The 17,514-nt window shown below is 63.4% G+C and carries 10 protein-coding genes and 1 pseudogene; 3 read left to right on the forward strand and 8 right to left on the reverse strand.

Features of this window, described 5'->3' with window-relative positions; all coding sequences use genetic code 11:
• Positions 1–49 precede the first annotated feature (49 nt).
• The 3 genes from KBY93_RS00950 to alaS all read right to left on the reverse strand — a co-directional run bounded on the left by KBY93_RS00950 (position 50) and on the right by alaS (position 6,604).
• The gene (locus KBY93_RS00950) at positions 50–1,942 is read right to left on the reverse strand and encodes a CHASE2 domain-containing protein (protein ID WP_255092345.1); all 1,893 of its coding nucleotides are present in this window, start codon (positions 1,940–1,942) and stop codon (positions 50–52) included.
• A 13-nt stretch (positions 1,943–1,955) separates the two neighbouring features.
• On the reverse strand, positions 1,956–3,818 hold the full coding sequence (gene glsA / locus KBY93_RS00955) for a glutaminase A (RefSeq protein ID WP_255092347.1): 1,863 nt from the start codon (positions 3,816–3,818) through the stop codon (positions 1,956–1,958).
• 95 nt (positions 3,819–3,913) lie between these two features.
• Entirely contained in the window at positions 3,914–6,604 is a 2,691-nt protein-coding gene (gene alaS, locus KBY93_RS00960) for an alanine--tRNA ligase (RefSeq protein WP_255092348.1), read from the reverse strand.
• Positions 6,605–6,637: 33 nt separating this feature from the next.
• Between alaS and KBY93_RS00965 the strand changes: the two genes are divergently transcribed.
• From KBY93_RS00965 to KBY93_RS00975, 3 genes are all read left to right on the forward strand, one after another.
• Positions 6,638–7,102, forward strand: a complete 465-nt coding sequence (locus tag KBY93_RS00965; protein ID WP_255092349.1) for a hypothetical protein — start codon at positions 6,638–6,640, stop codon at positions 7,100–7,102.
• Between the two features lie 148 nt (positions 7,103–7,250).
• A complete protein-coding gene (locus KBY93_RS00970; protein ID WP_255092350.1) occupies positions 7,251–10,364 on the forward strand; it encodes a DEAD/DEAH box helicase in 3,114 nt (1,037 codons plus the stop codon).
• A gap of 72 nt (positions 10,365–10,436) precedes the next feature.
• A complete protein-coding gene (locus KBY93_RS00975) occupies positions 10,437–11,315 on the forward strand; it encodes an MOSC domain-containing protein (protein ID WP_255092351.1) in 879 nt (292 codons plus the stop codon).
• A 343-nt stretch (positions 11,316–11,658) separates the two neighbouring features.
• On the opposite strand, the gene KBY93_RS00980 is transcribed toward KBY93_RS00975, so the two are convergent.
• The 5 genes and pseudogenes from KBY93_RS00980 to KBY93_RS16245 form a co-directional block, all read right to left on the reverse strand.
• Positions 11,659–12,498: an HAD family hydrolase gene (locus KBY93_RS00980; RefSeq protein WP_255092352.1), complete on the reverse strand. Its 840-nt coding sequence runs from the start codon at positions 12,496–12,498 to the stop codon at positions 11,659–11,661.
• Between the two features lie 84 nt (positions 12,499–12,582).
• Entirely contained in the window at positions 12,583–14,721 is a 2,139-nt protein-coding gene (locus tag KBY93_RS00985) for an HAD-IIB family hydrolase (protein ID WP_255092353.1), read from the reverse strand.
• Positions 14,722–15,140: 419 nt separating this feature from the next.
• Positions 15,141–15,608 carry a peptidoglycan-binding protein gene (locus KBY93_RS00990; RefSeq protein ID WP_255092355.1) on the reverse strand — a complete coding sequence of 156 codons (468 nt, stop codon included), beginning with the start codon at positions 15,606–15,608 and terminating at the stop codon, positions 15,141–15,143.
• A 466-nt stretch (positions 15,609–16,074) separates the two neighbouring features.
• Positions 16,075–17,121, reverse strand: a complete 1,047-nt coding sequence (locus KBY93_RS00995) for a linear amide C-N hydrolase (RefSeq protein ID WP_255092356.1) — start codon at positions 17,119–17,121, stop codon at positions 16,075–16,077.
• A gap of 201 nt (positions 17,122–17,322) precedes the next feature.
• Positions 17,323–17,493, reverse strand: a pseudogene (locus KBY93_RS16245) (BrnA antitoxin family protein); the annotation flags it as partial.
• Positions 17,494–17,514: the final 21 nt, after the last annotated feature.

A 17,514-nucleotide genomic window follows, 5' to 3' on the forward strand; every position in this document is an offset into this window, starting at 1 on the left:
GGTTCATGAAACCTGGACAAAAGCGGTCAGGTTCAGGCTAACCCCGCTTCTACTCATAATAGTCCCTCGGCTTCATCGTGAACACCTCCTGGGCGCCCTGTCCTCGGATCTCGAATTCACCCACCCGATCCAGGGCCCATTCGGGGGCGGCTTTCTCTCCCACCACACGACTGAGAATGATGTCGCGTCCCGACTGCTTGGCGACGCCCTCCAGTCGGCTGGCCATGTTCACAGTGTCACCGATCACGGTGTAATCCATCCGCGAGGCGCAGCCGATGTTGCCGCTGATCACAGGCCCCGCGCTCAGGATCATCACCTGCTCCCAGGGGTCCTTGCCCTGGGTGGCCCAGCGTTGGTTCAGGGCCACCATCTGGTCCTGAAGCTCCAGAATCGCCTCCAGCGCCGACTGCACCTCCACCGCCATCCCTCGGCTCAGGGGCACTCCAAAGACGGCCAGAACCGCATCACCCATGTACTTGTCGATGATCGCTCCCTTGCGCTGAAGGGTATCAACGACAACAGCAAAGTACTCATTGAGTTGCAGCACCAACTCGCTGGCTTTGCCCTCCAGACTCATCTGGGTGCTGCGCCGGGTGAAGCCACGCACGTCGCAGATGAACACCACCACCTCCGACACCTTGCCCCCCAGCAGTTCATCGGCTTCCTCCGGCTGGCTGGCGATCTGGGCCGCCACCGCCGGTGAGAGATAGCGCTCCAGCATCCGGCGCAGCCGCAGCCGGTTCCACTGCAGCCGCACCGTGGCGTCGCCGGCACTCACCAACCCGGTGGCCAGGGTAAGAACGGAGATACCGAGCAAGCCGATGCCGGCCCCGGTGCTGCTCAGCATGATCAGTCCCACAAGCACCATGGCTCCAGCCAGCAGCGCCAGAGCTCCAAGGCGAACCTGTGGCTTTTCGGCCCGGGCGCTGGCCAGTCCCAGAGCCAGTACCCCCAGCCCCAGCAAGGGGGCCACATACCAGGCCGTGGGGGGGATGTAGAGGGCCCGGCCCTCCAGCCGGTTGGCAATCTCAGCGGCGTGAATCTCGACGCCAGGCATGCCCTCGGCGCCAGCAAAGGCTGTCCGGTGGATGTCCTGAAGCACGCTGGCGGTGGGTCCGATCAACACCACCTGATCGCGGAAGGCGCCCTGTTCCTGGAGTCGGGCGAAGCTGCCCGACTCCAGCACCTCCCAGATCGGGATCGTCGGGATAGTGCGGGGCGGACCATATGGGTCCACCAGAGGACGCCAGTTGGAGAAGATCGGCGGCGTCGGGATCTCCGCCAGTCGGCCCTTGGCGATCAGCTGGCTGGAGAGTCCGGCCGGCACATCCAGCATCCCTGAGGTCCGCAGCTGCTCGGCATAGGTGCTGGGACGAAGGCGGATATAGCCATCGGGATCCTGCAGACCATTGAGCAGCCCCGAGCTGCGGGGCCCCGCAGCCTCGCTGAGGAAAGGCATGGCGGCGCTGAGGGTGAGCCCACCGACCCGTCCGCGGCTCTCGAACACCTGGGCCCCCAGCACCACCCGGCCGCTATAGCGGCGCAAGGCCGCGGCCAGGGCCGCATCATCCTCGGCGCCGTGGCTGCTGGGGGCATCGAAGAGAAGGTCGAAGCCCACCACCCGGGCACCGGCGGAGAAGAGTCGATCCAGCACCCTGTCGTAGATCGCCCGCGGCCACGGCCAGTTCGCCAGGCGGCGCAGCTCCTTGTCCTGGCTGAGGTCGGCGTTCTGCCCCTGCACGAGGCTGTAGTCGTCAATGCCGACGATCACCACCCCGGACGGAGGCTTGCGTGGACCGCGCAGCTCCTGGGTGCGGGAGGAAAGATCCAGCTGCCAGCGCTCATAAACGTCGGAGAAGAGTCCGTAGCCGAGGGCACAGGCGCCGGCCCAGGCCACGAACACCCCGTAGCGCCGGATCCAGGTGATCGCTCGAGGGGTCATGGGCGCAAGGGCTTCACAGATGTTCCATCAATGTGAGCTGATAGCTGGTTAGAGCGAGCTTGGTGCCCAGATCACGGGTGAGGGCCAGCAGTAATTCAGTGACGGCATCAGGTTCCCACTGGCGCAGGTTATCGAAATCGTGGCGCTCCAGCACCCAGCAGCTGCCGTCGAGATCAGCTGTCACGTTCGCTGTGCGAGGTGTGCCGGAGAGAAAGGCGATCTCCCCGAAGCACATCCCCGGCTCAAAGGTGGCCAGGCGCGATTCATAGACCTGCCCGTCACTGCCGCGAAGTTCGACGGTGATGGTGAAGCGTCCCTCCCGGACCAGAAAAAGCTCATGCCCTGAATCGCCTTTCTTGATCACATGGTCCCCCTTGGCAAAGCTGCGGCACTGCATCAGATCGGCCAGGGTCTGGCGGTGGGCAGGTTGCAACATGCCCAGAAAACCGAGTGTCTGATCAATCTCCGAACTGAAAGGAGGATCACGATCTTCTCCTTTGGTTAAATCCAGCAGCAGATCTTCGGCCCATTCGAGTGCCTGATCCAGTTGCTCGAACTGGGGCATCTCCTCCACCCCCCCGGCCACACTGAGCGTGTGGGGAAGGCTGAGATGGCGGGCACGGGCCAACAGCACGATCACTCCCCTGCGCCGAAGAGCCGTGAGCTCATTCAGGAACAGCCCCTCGGATTCCTTCGGAAGCTCCGTGACGTGGGCCACATCCAGCACCAGAATCCAGGCGTCAGTCATGATTTCGCTGAGCTCGGAGAGCAGCCTCTCGATTGCGGCGAAATCGAGCACTCCCTGGGTATGCACGATCCGGATCGCGTCACGCCGCTCCTGCAACAACCTGGCCTGATTCGTCGCACGCCAGCGCCTCGACTGGCGCTGGGAGCCTTTGTAGGAGCGCCGGATCGTGGAACTGGTCTGGGGATATTGATTGAAGAGGCTGAGGCCGAGGCTGTCGGAGAGCTCGTTGCAGACCGCAATGCCGCGCACGCTGTTGCCCAGCTCGTCGAGCGGCGGTGAATAGGTAGCGATGCCGAGCCGGCCGGGCACCACCGCCAGCACGCCCCCACCCACGCCGCTCTTGGCCGGCATACCCACGTCATAGAGCCATTGACCGGCAAAGTCGTAGGTGCCGCAGGTAGCCATAAGGGCCAGCATGCGCACAGTGATCTCGGGGGTGAGCGGCCGGGCGCCGGTGAAGGGGTTATGACCCTGGCAGGCCAGGGTGGCGGCCATCACCGCCAGATCGTGGCAGGTGACGATGATCGAGCACTGCTTGAAATACAGGTCGAGGGACTCCTCAGGGTCATCCTCGATGATTTCGAAATTGCGCAGCAGGTGGCCGATCGCCCGGTTGCGGTGGCCGGTGGCACGTTCCGACTGAAACACCGCCTGATCGATGCTGAGGCGCCGCCCGGCCAGTTCACTGAAGAAGTCGAGCATCAGGGCTTCGGCCTGATACGGGTCATGGCTCCAGATCTGCGCCGTGGTGGCGATCGCACCCGCATTGATCATCGGATTGCGGGGACGGCCCGACTTCTGATCAAGGCTGATGGCGTTGAAGGCATCCCCGGATGGCTCCACCCCCACCTTCGTAGCCATATGCTCATCTGAGAATAACTTCAGCGCAAGGCCATAGGCAAATGGCTTGGAGATCGACTGAATTGTGAATGGTTTACGTGTATCGCCCACCTCATAGACGCGACCATCAACAGTGGTGATCGCAACACCGAAATCTGAAGGATTAGCCTTGGCCAGCTCCGGAATGTAATCAGCAGGGGCCCCATCTTCCAGCAGTGAATAGCGCCGATGGAGATCCGCGAGCAGCCCCTGAATCACATCTGCGGTACTACCGGGGGGCTCAATCATGCGATCAGGATCCAGCGGGTCAGGGGATGCCGCATGGCATTGATACCAATCCCCAGCCAGGCGGTCGGTCTGTAGCGAGCGCTACGCGGGGTCGATCACGAGAGCTGGGTGATCAGGTCAGCGCGGGCCTGCTCCAGAGCCGGGTCGAGGGCGGCGGCATCGCGCCCGCCCGCCTGGGCCAGCTGGGGACGACCGCCACCGCCGCCGCCGCAACGCTTCGCCACCGCGGCGATGAAGCTGCCGGCTTTCGGCCCGGCAGCGATCACCTCGGCGCCAAAGGCTGCCACCAGCACCAATTTGCCAGGCTCCTCAGGGGCTGGCAGGCCGCCCAACACCACCGCCCCAGCCGAGCCCAGTCCGTCCTGGAGTTGCAGGGCGGCGGTCTGCAGGGCGGCACCCTCCACCCCATCCAGCCGCGCCGCCAGCACCCGGAACCTCCCCACTTCCCGGGCGCCGGCGGCCAGAGCCGAGGCCCTGGCCAGAGCCAGCTCGGAGCGGGCCGTCGCCAGGGCCCTGGCACTGGCCCTCAGCTCGTCCTGGAGGCTGCTCACCCGCTCGAGGATCTCCCCGGGCTGCACTTTGAAGCGATCTCCAAGGGCTCGCACCACGGTGTCGCGCTCCTTGAGGTAATCGAGAACCGCCGGACCGGCCACCGCCTCGATGCGACGGATGCCGGCGGCCACTCCGCTCTCGCTCACGATCCGGAACAGACCGATCTCGGCGGTGTTGGCCACATGGGTGCCACCACAGAGCTCCATCGACACCCCAGGGACATCCACGACGCGCACCGTATCCCCGTACTTTTCGCCGAACATGGCCACAGCTCCCGCCGAGCGGGCCCGCTCCAGCTCCATCTCGTGTACCTCCAGAGCGTGGGCGTCGCTGATCCAGCCGTTGATCAGTTCCTCGATCCGCTCCAGATCCTCGGGGCTGATGGCATGGGGGCAGTGAAAGTCGAAGCGCAGCCGCTCGAAATCCACCAGGGAACCGGCCTGGGCGATCGAGGGATCCACCAGTTGCTTCAGGGCCGCCTGCAGCAGATGGGTGGCGGTGTGATGGGCCTGGACCCTGCGGCGGCAGGCGCGGTCCACCAGGGCGGTGAGCATGTCGCCCAGGGCAAGCTCGCCCCGCTCGATCCGGCCGTGATGAACGATCAGCTTGCGCTGGTGGCTGACCGCCTCGATCCGCACGATCACACCGGCCTCGGGGCCAGCCCCAGGCACGCCACCAGCCAGCACACCACGATCGCCGATCTGGCCGCCGGATTCGCCGTAGAACGGGGTGGAATCCAGCACGATCTGCACGGCATCCCCTGCCCGGGCTCCCTGGGCCGGCTCCCCGTTCACCACCAGGGCCATCACCTGGCTGGGATGCTCCAGGGCCTCGTAACCGCGGAAATCAGTGGCTGGCAACTGCTCGGCCATGGCCTCGATCGCCCCCTGCAGGGTGAGATCAAGGCGGACCGCCGCGGCTTTGGCCCGTTGGCGCTGGGCCTCCATCGCGGCCTCGAAACCGGCCAGGTCGACCGCCAGCCCGTGCTCCTCGGCGATCTCCTCAGTGAGCTCCAGGGGGAAGCCGTAGGTGTCGTAAAGCTCGAAGGCCTGCTCACCGCTGATCTGGCTCGGCCCTTCGGAGAGCACATCTGCGAGCAGCTTCTCGCCGCGCTCGAGGGTTTCGAGGAACCTCGCCTCCTCCCGGGCCAGCTCGGCCGTGATCGTCTCGCGCCGCTCCACCAGCTGGGGATAGGCATCCACCATCAAGGCGATCGCCGCCTCCCCCATCGCCGTGAGGAAGGGTGTGGTGATACCCAGCAGGCGGCCATGGCGCACCACCCGCCTAAGCAGGCGCCGCAGGATGTAACCCCGGCCCAGATTCGAGGCGTTCACCCCATCGGCGATCAGCTGGGTGATGGCGCGGCTGTGGTCGCCGATCACCTTCAGTGAGGTCTGGCCGCGGGCGTCGAGCTGGCGGTAGTTGACCCCCGCCAGGGTGGCAGCGGTTTCGATCAGGGGGTAGATGAGGTCGGTTTCGTAGTTGTTCGCCGCCCCCTGCAGGATCTGGGCCATGCGCTCGAGGCCCATGCCGGTGTCGATGTTCTGGTTCTCCAGCGGCGTGAGGTTGCCCTCGGCGTCGCGATTGAACTGCATGAACACCAGGTTGTAGAACTCGATGAAGCGACTGTCGTCCTCCAGATCGAGAGGCTCATCGCCCAGCTCGGGGTGGAAGTCGTAGTAGATCTCGGAGCAGGGGCCACAGGGGCCGGTGGGGCCTGACACCCAGAAGTTATCGGCCTCCCCCAGGCGCACGATCCGCCGGGGATCGACCCCCACCTTGTCGCGCCAGATCGCCGCAGCCTCCTCGTCGTCGCGAAAGACGCTCACCACAAGGTGCTTCGGATCGAGGCCGAACACCGTGGTGACGAGCTCCCAGGCCCAGGTCATCGCCTCGGTCTTGAAGTAGTCGCCGAAGGAGAAGTTGCCCAGCATCTCGAAAAACGTGTGATGCCGGGCCGTGCGGCCCACGTTCTCGATGTCGTTGGTGCGGATGCACTTCTGGCTGCTGGTGGCCCGCGGTGCCGGGCGCTCGGCCTGCCCCAGGAACACCGGTTTGAAGGGCAGCATGCCGGCGATGGTGAGCAGCACCGTGGGGTCATCGGGCACCAGCGAGGCGCTGGCCATGCGCCGATGCCCCCGGGCTTCGTAGAAGGCCAGGAAGGCCTCGCGGATCTCAGCACCGCTGTGGGGGCATGAGCGCCGCTCGGAGCGGCTGGATGAGGTGGCAGCCATGGCCGGACGCGGCAAATCAACCCTGGAGAGGGCATGATCGCCCAGCACAGGCCCTCCCCGATCCGCGCTGTCCCCGTGCCCGCCCTGACAGCCCCAACCGACCACCGCGCCCAGCTGCGCCTGCAGTCGATCGCCTGGGCCCTGCTGGCGGGCGCCACCGCCATGGCACTGGCGCTGGTCCTGGGACTGGGACCGGCCCTGCGGGCGGGGGGGTGTGGCTTCTTCTACGGCCTGCTGGCCTTTCACCTGCAGCGAGTGGATCCCGACGACAGCCACCTGCAGGCGGGTCTGGTGGGGGCGGTCTGCGGCATCCGCAGCCTCGGCACCAGCCCCGAGCTGCCGGCCTTGGCGGAGCTCCTGGACCAGGGAGGGCTGCGCCTGCTGCCAGGGCTGGCGCTGGAGCTGCTCCTGGTCTGGCTGCCGCTCTGGCTGCCCCTGGCAGGCAGCGCCATGTTGCTCCAGGCCCTGCAGCGCTTGCTGCCGCCTCTGCGGCCGTGAGTTGGGGCCTGGGGGCGCGTCATCCGGCAGAGTGCACTGGGAGTCGCCACGCTCACGCGAGCCGAGGCGATGTCCGTGGTCAATGTCCGTGGTTGCTGCCGGTGTTCACGATGCGACGCCACATCTGGTCTGAGCGAGCCCAGCGGCAATGAGCCTGCTGCACGCCACTTGGCTGTCGGCCGACACCGCCGCCGTGCCCGCCCTAGGGGGCGGCTACCGCCCGGGCTTGCTGCTCTGGGCAGACACCTGGCGGGTGGCGGAACCCCAGGCCCCAGGCAGCGAGCCGCCCCTGCACCCCCTCAGCCTCGATCAGGACGACCTGGGCGCCTGGCTGGAAGAAGCGGACCTCTGGACTGAGGATTTCCGTCCGGCCGGAGCCACCCTCTGTCTGCCCAGCCGCCGGCAGACAGCCAGGGGCAAAAAGAAAACCGACAGCAGCAGCTGGAGCGGCCTGCCCCTGCAGGCAGGCGAGCCGCTGCCGAAATCGGTGGAGTGGTGGCCCTGGCGGGTGGAGGGCTGGTGGCTGGAGCCCGGCGCCGCCACCCTCTGGCTGGGGCGCCTGCCCCTCTCGGGCGACCATCCCGACCTGGCCGATGACCTGCGCTGGTGGAGCCACCTGCAGCGCTGGTCGCTGAGTTTGCTGGCCCGGGGCCGGCTGCTGCCCCAGGTGGAGGAAGGCCGCGCCCGCTGGCTGCCCCTGATCAACCGCGAAGACGACCGGCGCCGGCTGGAGGATCTGGCTTCGCGTCTGCCCCAGGTGGCGGTGGCGGCTCTGGAGCCGGGCCAGGGGGAGGCCGGTGTGGCGATGGCGTGCTGGCGGCCGGGGTCCGGCCGGCGGCGGCTGGCTTCGATCCTCACCCACCTGGTGGATGCCCGCATGCGTGCGGGCTTCATCCCCACCGAGGCAGGGCTGGATCCACTGCTCGCGGCTTGGCAGCGGGCCCTCGGCCCCGGGGATGGCCGCCTCGACCTGGGCAACGACGACTGCGAGCGCCTGCAGGTGGCCACCCACCACTGGCGCGAAGCGGTGGCCGGGCGGGTGGAGCCGGCCCGTGCCTGCCTTGAGCTCGACACCCCCGGCGAGGGAGAGGAGCTCTGGCCCCTGCGCTTCAGCCTGCAGGCCGAGGCCGACCCCAGCCTGCTGCTGCCCGCCGCCGGGGTCTGGGCCGCCGGGGCCGGCTGCCTGCAGCTGGGTGAGACCGAACTACAGCAGCCCGGTGAACTGCTGCTGGAGGGACTGGGGCGCGCCCTGCAGGCGTTCGAGCCGATCGAGCGGGGTCTGGACACGGCCACACCGGAGCGGATGGAGCTCACCCCGGCCGAAGCCTTCGTGCTGGTGCGCACCGCCGCTGTGAAACTGCGCGATGTGGGCGTCGGCGTGGTGCTGCCCCCTAGCCTCAGCGGCGGCCTGGCCAGCCGGCTCGGCCTCTCGATCGAGGCCGATCTGCCGGAGCGCTCCCGCGGTTTCAGCCTCGGTGAAAGCCTGCAGTCGAGCTGGGAGCTGATGATCGGCGGCGTCACGCTCACCCTGCGCGACCTTGAGAGGCTGGCGGGCAAGCGCAGCCCGCTCGTGCAGCACAAGGGGGCCTGGATCGAGCTGCGGCCAGGTGATCTGCGCAATGCCGAAAAGTTCTGCGCCCTTGATCCGGTTCTCAGCCTCGATGACGCCCTGCGCCTGACAGGCAACGAGGGGGAGACCCTGCAGCGGCTGCCGGTGCATCGCTTCACGGCCGGCCCGAGGCTGAAGGCAGTGCTGGAGCAGTACCACCAGCAGAAAGCCCCTGATCCCCTGCCGGCTCCCGAAGGCTTCGCCGGCCAGCTGAGGCCTTACCAGGAACGTGGCCTTGGCTGGCTGGCCTTCCTGCACCGCTTCGATCAGGGGGCCTGCCTGGCCGACGACATGGGCCTGGGCAAGACGATCCAGCTGCTGGCATTCCTGCAGCACCTCAAGGCGGAGCAGGAACTGAAGCGGCCCGTGCTGCTGGTGGCCCCCACCTCGGTGCTCACCAACTGGCTGCGGGAAGCGAAGGCCTTCACCCCGGAACTGAACGTGCTGGAGCACTACGGCCCCCGCCGGCCCTCCACTGTCGCCGCCCTCAACAAAAAGCTGGAAGGCGTGGATCTGGTGCTCACCAGCTACGGCCTGCTGCAGCGCGACATCGAGTTGCTGGGCAGCCTCGATTGGCAGGGGGTGGTGATCGATGAGGCTCAGGCGATCAAGAATTCCTCGGCGCGCCAGTCGCAGGCGGCCCGGGAGCTGGCACGCCCGCTCAAGCAGAGCCGCTTCCGCATCGCCCTCACCGGCACCCCGGTGGAGAACCGGGTGAGCGAGCTCTGGGCCCTGATGGACTTTCTCAACCCCAAGGTGCTTGGGGAGGAGGAGTTCTTCCGTCAGCGCTACCGCCTGCCGATCGAGCGCTACGGCGACATGGCCTCGGTGCGCGACCTCAAGGCCCGGGTGGGCCCGTTCATCCTCAGGCGCCTCAAGACCGACCGCTCGATCATCTCCGACCTGCCCGAGAAGGTGGAACTGAGCGAGTGGGTGGGACTCTCCCCCGAGCAGGTCAAGCTCTACCGCCGCACCGTGGAAGAGACGCTCGATGCGATCGCGCGGGCTCCGCTTGGCCAGAAACACGGCCAGGTGCTGGGGCTGCTCACCAAGCTCAAGCAGGTCTGCAACCATCCGGCCCTGATGCTGAAGGAAGGCGAGGTGGGGGCCGGCTTCAGCGCCCGTTCGGCCAAATTGCAGCGACTCGAGGAAATCGTGGAGGAGGTGATTGCGGCCGGCGACCGCGCACTTCTGTTCACCCAGTTCGCCGAATGGGGCCACCTGCTTCAGGCCCACCTGCAGCAGCGCTTCCACCAGGAGGTTCCCTTTCTATATGGCAGCACCAGCAAGGCCGAACGCCAGGCGATGGTGGATCGCTTCCAGGACGACCCCCGTGGGCCGCAGCTGTTCCTGCTCTCGCTCAAGGCAGGCGGCGTGGGCCTCAATCTCACCCGGGCCAGCCACGTGTTCCACATCGACCGCTGGTGGAATCCGGCGGTGGAGAACCAGGCCACCGACCGGGCCTACCGCATCGGCCAGACCAACCGGGTGATGGTGCACAAGTTCATCACCAGCGGCTCGGTGGAGGAGAAGATCGACCGCATGATCCGCGAGAAGGCCCGTCTGGCGGAAGACATCGTCGGCAGCGGCGAGGAGTGGCTCGGAGGCCTCGATCCCGGACAACTGCGCGACCTGGTGGCCCTGGAGGAGTGATCCGCCGAAGCGGACGCAACGCAAAAGGTGTGCCCTGAACCCCGCCCGCGACTGGCGACGGCTGGAATGCTGATGCACGCAGACACAGCGGCGACGATGGCGGAGCAAGCGGCCGGAGAGGTGGTGGGACGGGTTGAGGCGCTGTGGCGCTACCCGGTGAAATCGATGCTGGGCGAACCTCTCAAGGTGGCGAAAGTGGGGCCGTCAGGCCTCCTCGGCGACCGGGGCTACGCCCTCTGGGACCATGCAACCGGCCGGGTGGCCAGCGCCAAGAATCCAAGGCTCTGGCACAACCTGCTTGGCTACATGGCCCGCTGCCTGGAATCGGCCGATCCAGCCTCGGGCCCAACAGGTGTGACGATCACGGCTCCCGCCGAAGGGGAGGTGGGAGCAGAGCGCGCCAGCGTGCTCAGCAGCGATCCAGACGTGAACAGCTGGCTCTCCCAACGCCTGGGACGGCAGGTGAGCCTGCTGGATCAAGCGCCGGAGGGGGCCAGCCTCGATCAGTACTGGCCACCGGTGCAGGAGCGGGCTTTTCAGGATGTGGTCAATGAACTTGTGCTTCCAAGCGGCACCTTTTTCGATTCCTGCCCAGTCCATGCCATCAGCACCGCAAGCCTGGAGCGGCTGCGACAGCTGGAGCCCCAGCTGGATTTCGCTGTTGAGCGCTTCCGCCCCAACCTGCTGATCCGCCCGGAACCGGGTGCCAGCGGCTTCGTGGAGGAGTCGTGGATCGGGCGCAGCCTGATGGTGGGAGAGACCCTGCGCCTGCAGGTGAGCGATGGCTGCCCGCGCTGCGTCGTGACCACCCTCAGCCAGGGTGACCTGCCGGAGAACCTGGAGATTCTGCGGGCCACAGCGCGCCACAACAACGTGGTGGCCGGCATTCGCTTGAGCGTGAGCGAGCCCGGCGAAATGAGTGTGGGAGATCCTGTGCGCCTGCTGGACTGAGGGCAGAGATGCAAGCCTCTGGGATGGCTCAGATCTCACTCAGCCAGTAGAACTGACCACCACGAAGAGCGATACTCCCATCATGCTGGGAGGGGCTGGTGCCGCTATATAGATCACAGCACTTCGCTCACGGGTTGATGCCGTAGCGGTTGTAGCTTTCAAGCTCGAGCTGCGGGGTAGATCGTGGAAGTCGGCGATAACGAACACCTGCTCAGAACTCCGCACAGCCCACACTGCGGGGGTTCGGCTGATGGCTTTTTGAGCTGAACTGTCAGAGGTCAATCAGCAATGTCGACCAGGGAGCCGCCCGACGAGAAACGCAGCCCGGGCCCAACGATTGGCCCTACGTGATCCAGGTCTTAGTGTGGGGATGAAAGTGCACAAGACCTTCAAGAATTCCGGCGCTGTAATTGCCATTCATCGCCAGAGAGTGGCCTTGGGCCAAATATAGTTGCTGGCTTGTACCCCGCTGCCTGGAGGCTTCGTGGGCCTGTTTGAGCACATCAGGGTGGGCATTGGCCACAAGAACAGAGGGAACGGAGCTCACCAGAATCGGGAGATCATTGCCGCTGTCTCCAGCGAAAACCGTGCTGTCGCTCCCCAGTCCCAGCTGATGCATCAGGAACTCAACAGCATGCAACTTGGTAGCCCGTTCAGGCAGGATATCAAGCAGACCCATCTGAGCCTGTTCATCAAAACTGTAGATCCAGCTGGAGCGAGCCTGCAGCTCCATGAGCCGAGCCTCCATCACCTGACGCAGGCTGACCAGATCAACACCCAGGGGCAGAAAGTAACTGAGCTTGTACTTGCTCTGGCGATCCTGCCCCTGCAGGATGGGGCCCTCAATGGAGGTGAAGGCCTCCAAGATGTCCCAACTGCTCAGCCCTGGCCAGTCGCAGGCAATCTCCATTTGCCAGGCCATCGACTCCAGCCATCCCCCTTGTAGCTGCCAGTGATACATCCGACTGCCAACATCACTGATCACCCAATCAGGCCTGGGGATCCCATACTGCTCAATCGCCTGCTCCACCAGCATCAGATCGCGACCTGAGACATAGGCCAGGGTCAATTCAGGCCGGGCCACCACTGCCGCAAAGCGATCGCGGACTCCCGGCGACTCCGGCGCCTCTCCGTTTGGGAGAAGGGTGCGATCCAGATCTGTGCAAAGCAGCAGTCGTGTCATGGCTGAGGGGATGATTTGGTCCATTCAAGCTCCGTGAATCAGGACCCAATCAGTCCCGTTCAGTCCCGCTCCAAGAAATGATCATCAGAAGAAGCCGTAATGCCTGATCGCTTCGAGGATGCCCCAGGCATGGGCTCCGTTGGCAAAATAAACCTGCTCATTCTCGCTGAGATTGGAGAGCTCTTCCTGGTGCCGATTAGAAACCACCACCCCCAAGGTATTGCCACGGAGCATGTCTGCGTCTCCGCCGGATCCACCAGTGACCAGGGTTCGCTCAAGCGGAATGTTGTACTGATTGGCGACATAGCGCAACGCCTGACCCTTGGATGCCCGGGCCGGAACAACATCAAGGTATTGCCCGAAGGAGAGAGTGGCATTGACCGAAAGCTCCTGCTGACGCAGCAGGGCATGAATATCGTCGAGAGAGGGCGCCAGCTCGGAGTCGTAGTAGTACGACACCTTGAAGCGACTTTGTTCAGCCTTGGGCTGGGGGGACAGCCCCGGCAGCGACTCCAGCACCCGGCGTAGAACCTGTGGGGTCCAGGAGTGATCAATGTGATGGCTCCAGGCAATATCCGCAAACAGCTCAGAGGTGTAATAGATCTCCGTTCCCAGGCTGGTGATCAGCACATCGGGAGCGGGGATATTGTTGCGTTTGAGGATAGTCAGAACGGCATCAAGCCTCCGGCCTGTGGCGATCCCGAACAGAAATTGGCGGCGATGGGTGCGAACTACCTTGGCGAACTGGTCAAGAGCCTCAGCATCACCCATCAAGGTGTTGTCGATGGACGTGAACAGAGCCCGATTCCTATAACTGCTGAACTGATGGGTCGCTGCTGGCTGGGCCAGCGGCTTCGGCTTCGACACCACCGGCTGAAGCATGGCCAGATAAGCCTTGGCGTGGGCTTCCCAGGAATAAAAGCGGGCGATGTTTCTCAGTCCATTGCCGGAAAAATCATCCCAGCACCTGGGCTTGTCCAGGATGGAGAGGATGGCTTCAGCGATGGCCTCGCGGCTGAGTGGGTCCACCAGCAAGCCATTGCGGCAATTGCCGATGATGTCTACCGGTCCACCATTCTCAGTGGCCACCAGCGGCAGTCCGCTGGCGGCGGCCTCGAGCAGGGTTAGACCGAATGGTTCAGTCAGGGCTGGATTGACGAACACCCCCCTGGAGGCCGCCGCCAGGCGATAGATCTCGGGCACCTCCTCAGCGCTGTGATGCTTAGGCAGAGCCACATGCCCATACAGCTCGAAAAAATCAATGACGCAGAGCAGTTCCGTCAATACCAACTGGGCGCCTTCATTAAGCTCACGGATGTCATCACGATTCCCAGCCACAATCACCAGATTCGCCAACTCCTGCAAACGACGGCTCTGGCCATAGGCCTCCAGCAACGAGACAATGTTCTTGCGTTCATCTGGCCGCGAGAGTGCCAAAATCATCGGCTTGTCTGGATTGCGCAGGAACTGGCTGAGGATGCCCTGAAACGATGTGACAGCCGAAGACTGACCCTGGCTGGGCGGATGAAACTGCTGGAGGTCAGTACCCGGCGGGATCACTGCCATCTTCTCAGGTGTGTAGTAGTCGTAGAGCTCGTATTGGCTTTCAATTTCGTTGCGCGTACTGGTGATCACCAAATCGGCGCAGCTGAGCGTTTCTTCCTCAGCGCTGATCCGCGCTTGCATGTGATAGCGCTGCTCGATCTGATCTATGCCCATACCAACGGCGAGCAAGCGCCGATATTTGTCGCGACCGAGGGAGTGGCCCGTATGAATCAGTGGCAAACCTGTGAGATTAGAGAGCCGCACGCCCACGTAGCCTGCATCAGCGTAATGGGTGTGAACCACATCCGGCATCCTGTGCTGCTCCGCCAACCATGTGGAGAGGTGGTCAGCAAAGCTGTCCATGTGGGGCCAGAGCTGCTCCTTGGGCAGATAGTCATTCGGGCCTGCCTTGACCCTAATAATCTGAAGGTTCTCAGCCAGCTTTTCAATCGGAATTGCATAGTCGGGGCTGACATGATCATCAACAATCAGGCGTGTGACCAGATCCACCCGCTCGACACCTTCCTGGATGGCAAGGGCCTTGGCCAGCTCCACCACGTATTTCGTTTGGCCACCCGTGTCGGCATCACGGCCGAGCTCGAGATCCTTGCCTCGAATCAATCCATGCACACTGATGAGCAGGATATAGAGCCGACTGGGACTGGCCGCATCAACCATAATCGCCTAGTGGAAAGTGATTCAATAACTCACAACAACTGGCCTGGCGTGGCAGAAAGTGAATAGCTCCGAGCGCGCCAATCGCTCAAAACGCTGACACGAAGAAAGCGCTCAGAAGTGGAGTCTCTAAAGCAGAACATGAACAAACAACGGAACGTAACCCATTTTCATTAGCTCGCCAATAACTTGATATTACATATCGCCAGGCATTTGGTCAAGTGATTATTGCAACTTCAGGAATGTCTTGCAGGACAACAAAACCTGAAGGTCTTCCACCAGAGAGAAGCCTCAGTCGCAGTCGCAGTCGCAGTCAGACTGGTGGTAGGTACGCGGCGTGTCGTAAGCAAGGGAGTTCCTCGCGCTCACCACTGCGCTGCAGCAGCCCAGATCCGGCAGCTCGCTTGACAAGTGGAGACGGTTCAATCGGCGATGCTCGACCCCCAGGTGAGGGGGCCGAGCACTCCCTCCTGATTGGAGACCGGCACGCCGGAGCTCTGGCTACGAATCACAGCCGCCTTCGTGCGTGGACCGAAGATGCCTTCCTCCGGACCGGCGTCGAAACCCTGGCGATTCAGGCCCTGCTGGAGCCGCAGCACGTCGCGCCCCTGATCTCCCTGACGCAGAAATTCGCCAGGCAGCCGGGGCCAGGTGGGAGGGCCGGAGGGCTTGGGAGCCAGTGATCCCCAGGTCTGAGCACCCACGACACCATCCACCGTGATCCCTCGATTGGCCTGAAAGTCGCGAACGGCCTGCTCGGTCTTCGGGCCGAAATCGCCATCAAAGCCACCCAGTACAGCGACGGACACTGGGCTACGAAAGTGCAGAAGGTATTGGAGATCGACAACTTCGGGGCCCTGGGAGCCTCTGCGCAGAACAGTGATGGCCATGGCTCTCCAGCGGATCACCCGATCGTATTCAGGCTTGGGGCAAGAGACCGTGAAGGAGCGTGAAGCCGTTCTCGAAGGATGAGAGGCCTTGTTCTACGTAAGCAGCTGGCCGGCATGAGGATGGTCTGCCTGCCATGTAGTCACAGCCGATTGCATCGCGACTTTGATCGAGCTTTGGTCAATACACCTTCAGTGAGCTTGCTCTGGGTCTGTACGAAGACAATCAAAGCTGGAGTGATTCGATCAGAACTCTCGCCATATAGGCTATGCGCACAGCTGCTGCATGGCCGCAAGTGAGTTGATCAGCATCATTGCAGGAAGGGATATGGAGATTATCCTGGAATGATCCATGGATCATATATTTGAATTTGTCGCCTGTCGTGGACTCCCAATGTCCTGTTGGAGAACAGTAATTGGCATTGTCGCGAGATCGATTGAGGTATTCGACCTGAAGGTCGGCAGGCCCTCAGAACGGTGCTTTGGTAGCTGGCTGGAACTTACCGGTGACATCACCAGAAAGCGCAATATTGTCAGGATTGACGATCATCACGGGAGAGCCAGGTGTCAGCTTGAACTTTGTGAGGTCGGCCCAGATCACGTTGGGGGCTGTCGTCAGCTCAAAGAAATAGCGTCTATCGGTAAGATTCATCGCGGTACGATACTCAGTGTTGTAAATGCCGAAGCCCTTATAGGGAGCACCGAACGGAACCGAAACATTGCGCGCAATCGCCAGGATGGACGCCACGGCCTCGCGTTCGCTGGTCGGCTTAGGCAACATCGCTGAGTAGTAAGCAGCACGTTGGAAGCGGTCGGCAGGGTTGACATTGCCGGGCAATGGCATGGTGCTGCTCGGCTTCGAGAAATCCTGCTTCTTCAGGAGCACGAGCTGCTCCTCGTAGGTCGGATCGTTGGTCATGATCCGGTACTGGCGACCATGGTGCACGACCTTCTTACCTTGTACGAACTCGATGATTGCGGAGTCACCGCTGGCATCCTCGATCGCGAGGTGGACGTTGGCCTTGTGACCTTGCGTCTCGACCATCACGACCTGGACTGTGTCAAGCAGCGCGAGTGCTTCCTTGACGGTGGCTGCATTGTCGAGCAGAAACTGCGCCCACAGTCCGGCTTGAATACCGGGTTTGCCCGTGTCACGGGGACCGAAGTCGGTTGCATTGAGATAGAGCATGTGGGCGCCGAGGCCGCGCTCGTTAAGCCCGTCAGCCGTACCAATCCCGTAGATCGTCGTGACAAGGCTGCCGTACTTGGAGGTCCACTGGGCCGGATTTTCACTCACGACCAGCTCTGCACCGGCGCGACCACCGTCGCGCTTCATGCCTCGTGGCAAGACGGTGAGTGCGGGTTGGGTGGATTGGGGCCAGTCCATGGTTCGGCCGACAACGACTGCGAGCCCGTTGTCATTCCACAAAATCCTGGAGCACGCTTGCGCGGAGGGTTGCCACGCGAGCAGAGATGTGGAGACGGCAAGCAGCGAGACGACCGCGCACTCGCCCATGAATGTGCCCCTTGTCTTCATAGTGGAGGTGCTGTTGTGCTCGAGAGCTTACCGGGGTGCAGAACAGAGGTATCAGCTTCGATACATGACGACTAACGCAAGATCACATCCTGCGTGAACGGCAAGCAGTAGTTCCATGCAATCTGCAAGCATTTGCTCTCCTGTCCGCTGGATCTTGACATTCGATCTATGTTTGTTCGCTTAATCTGCCCTTGATAGCCAGGGCTCCTTCGCATTCCATACAGGAAGTGTCTCAACGTACTCTTTCAAAGCCTCATCCATCCAAGCCGGCCAGCCGGCGCCAGAAGCCTTGAAATAGCCAAGAACTTCAGTGCCATATCTTATCGAAACCGGCAGCTTCTTGTTCGTTGACTTCGGACGTCCAAGCCAAAG

Origin of the sequence: Synechococcus sp. J7-Johnson (assembly GCF_024345795.1) — a bacterium.
GTDB lineage: Bacteria > Cyanobacteriota > Cyanobacteriia > PCC-6307 > Cyanobiaceae > Regnicoccus_A.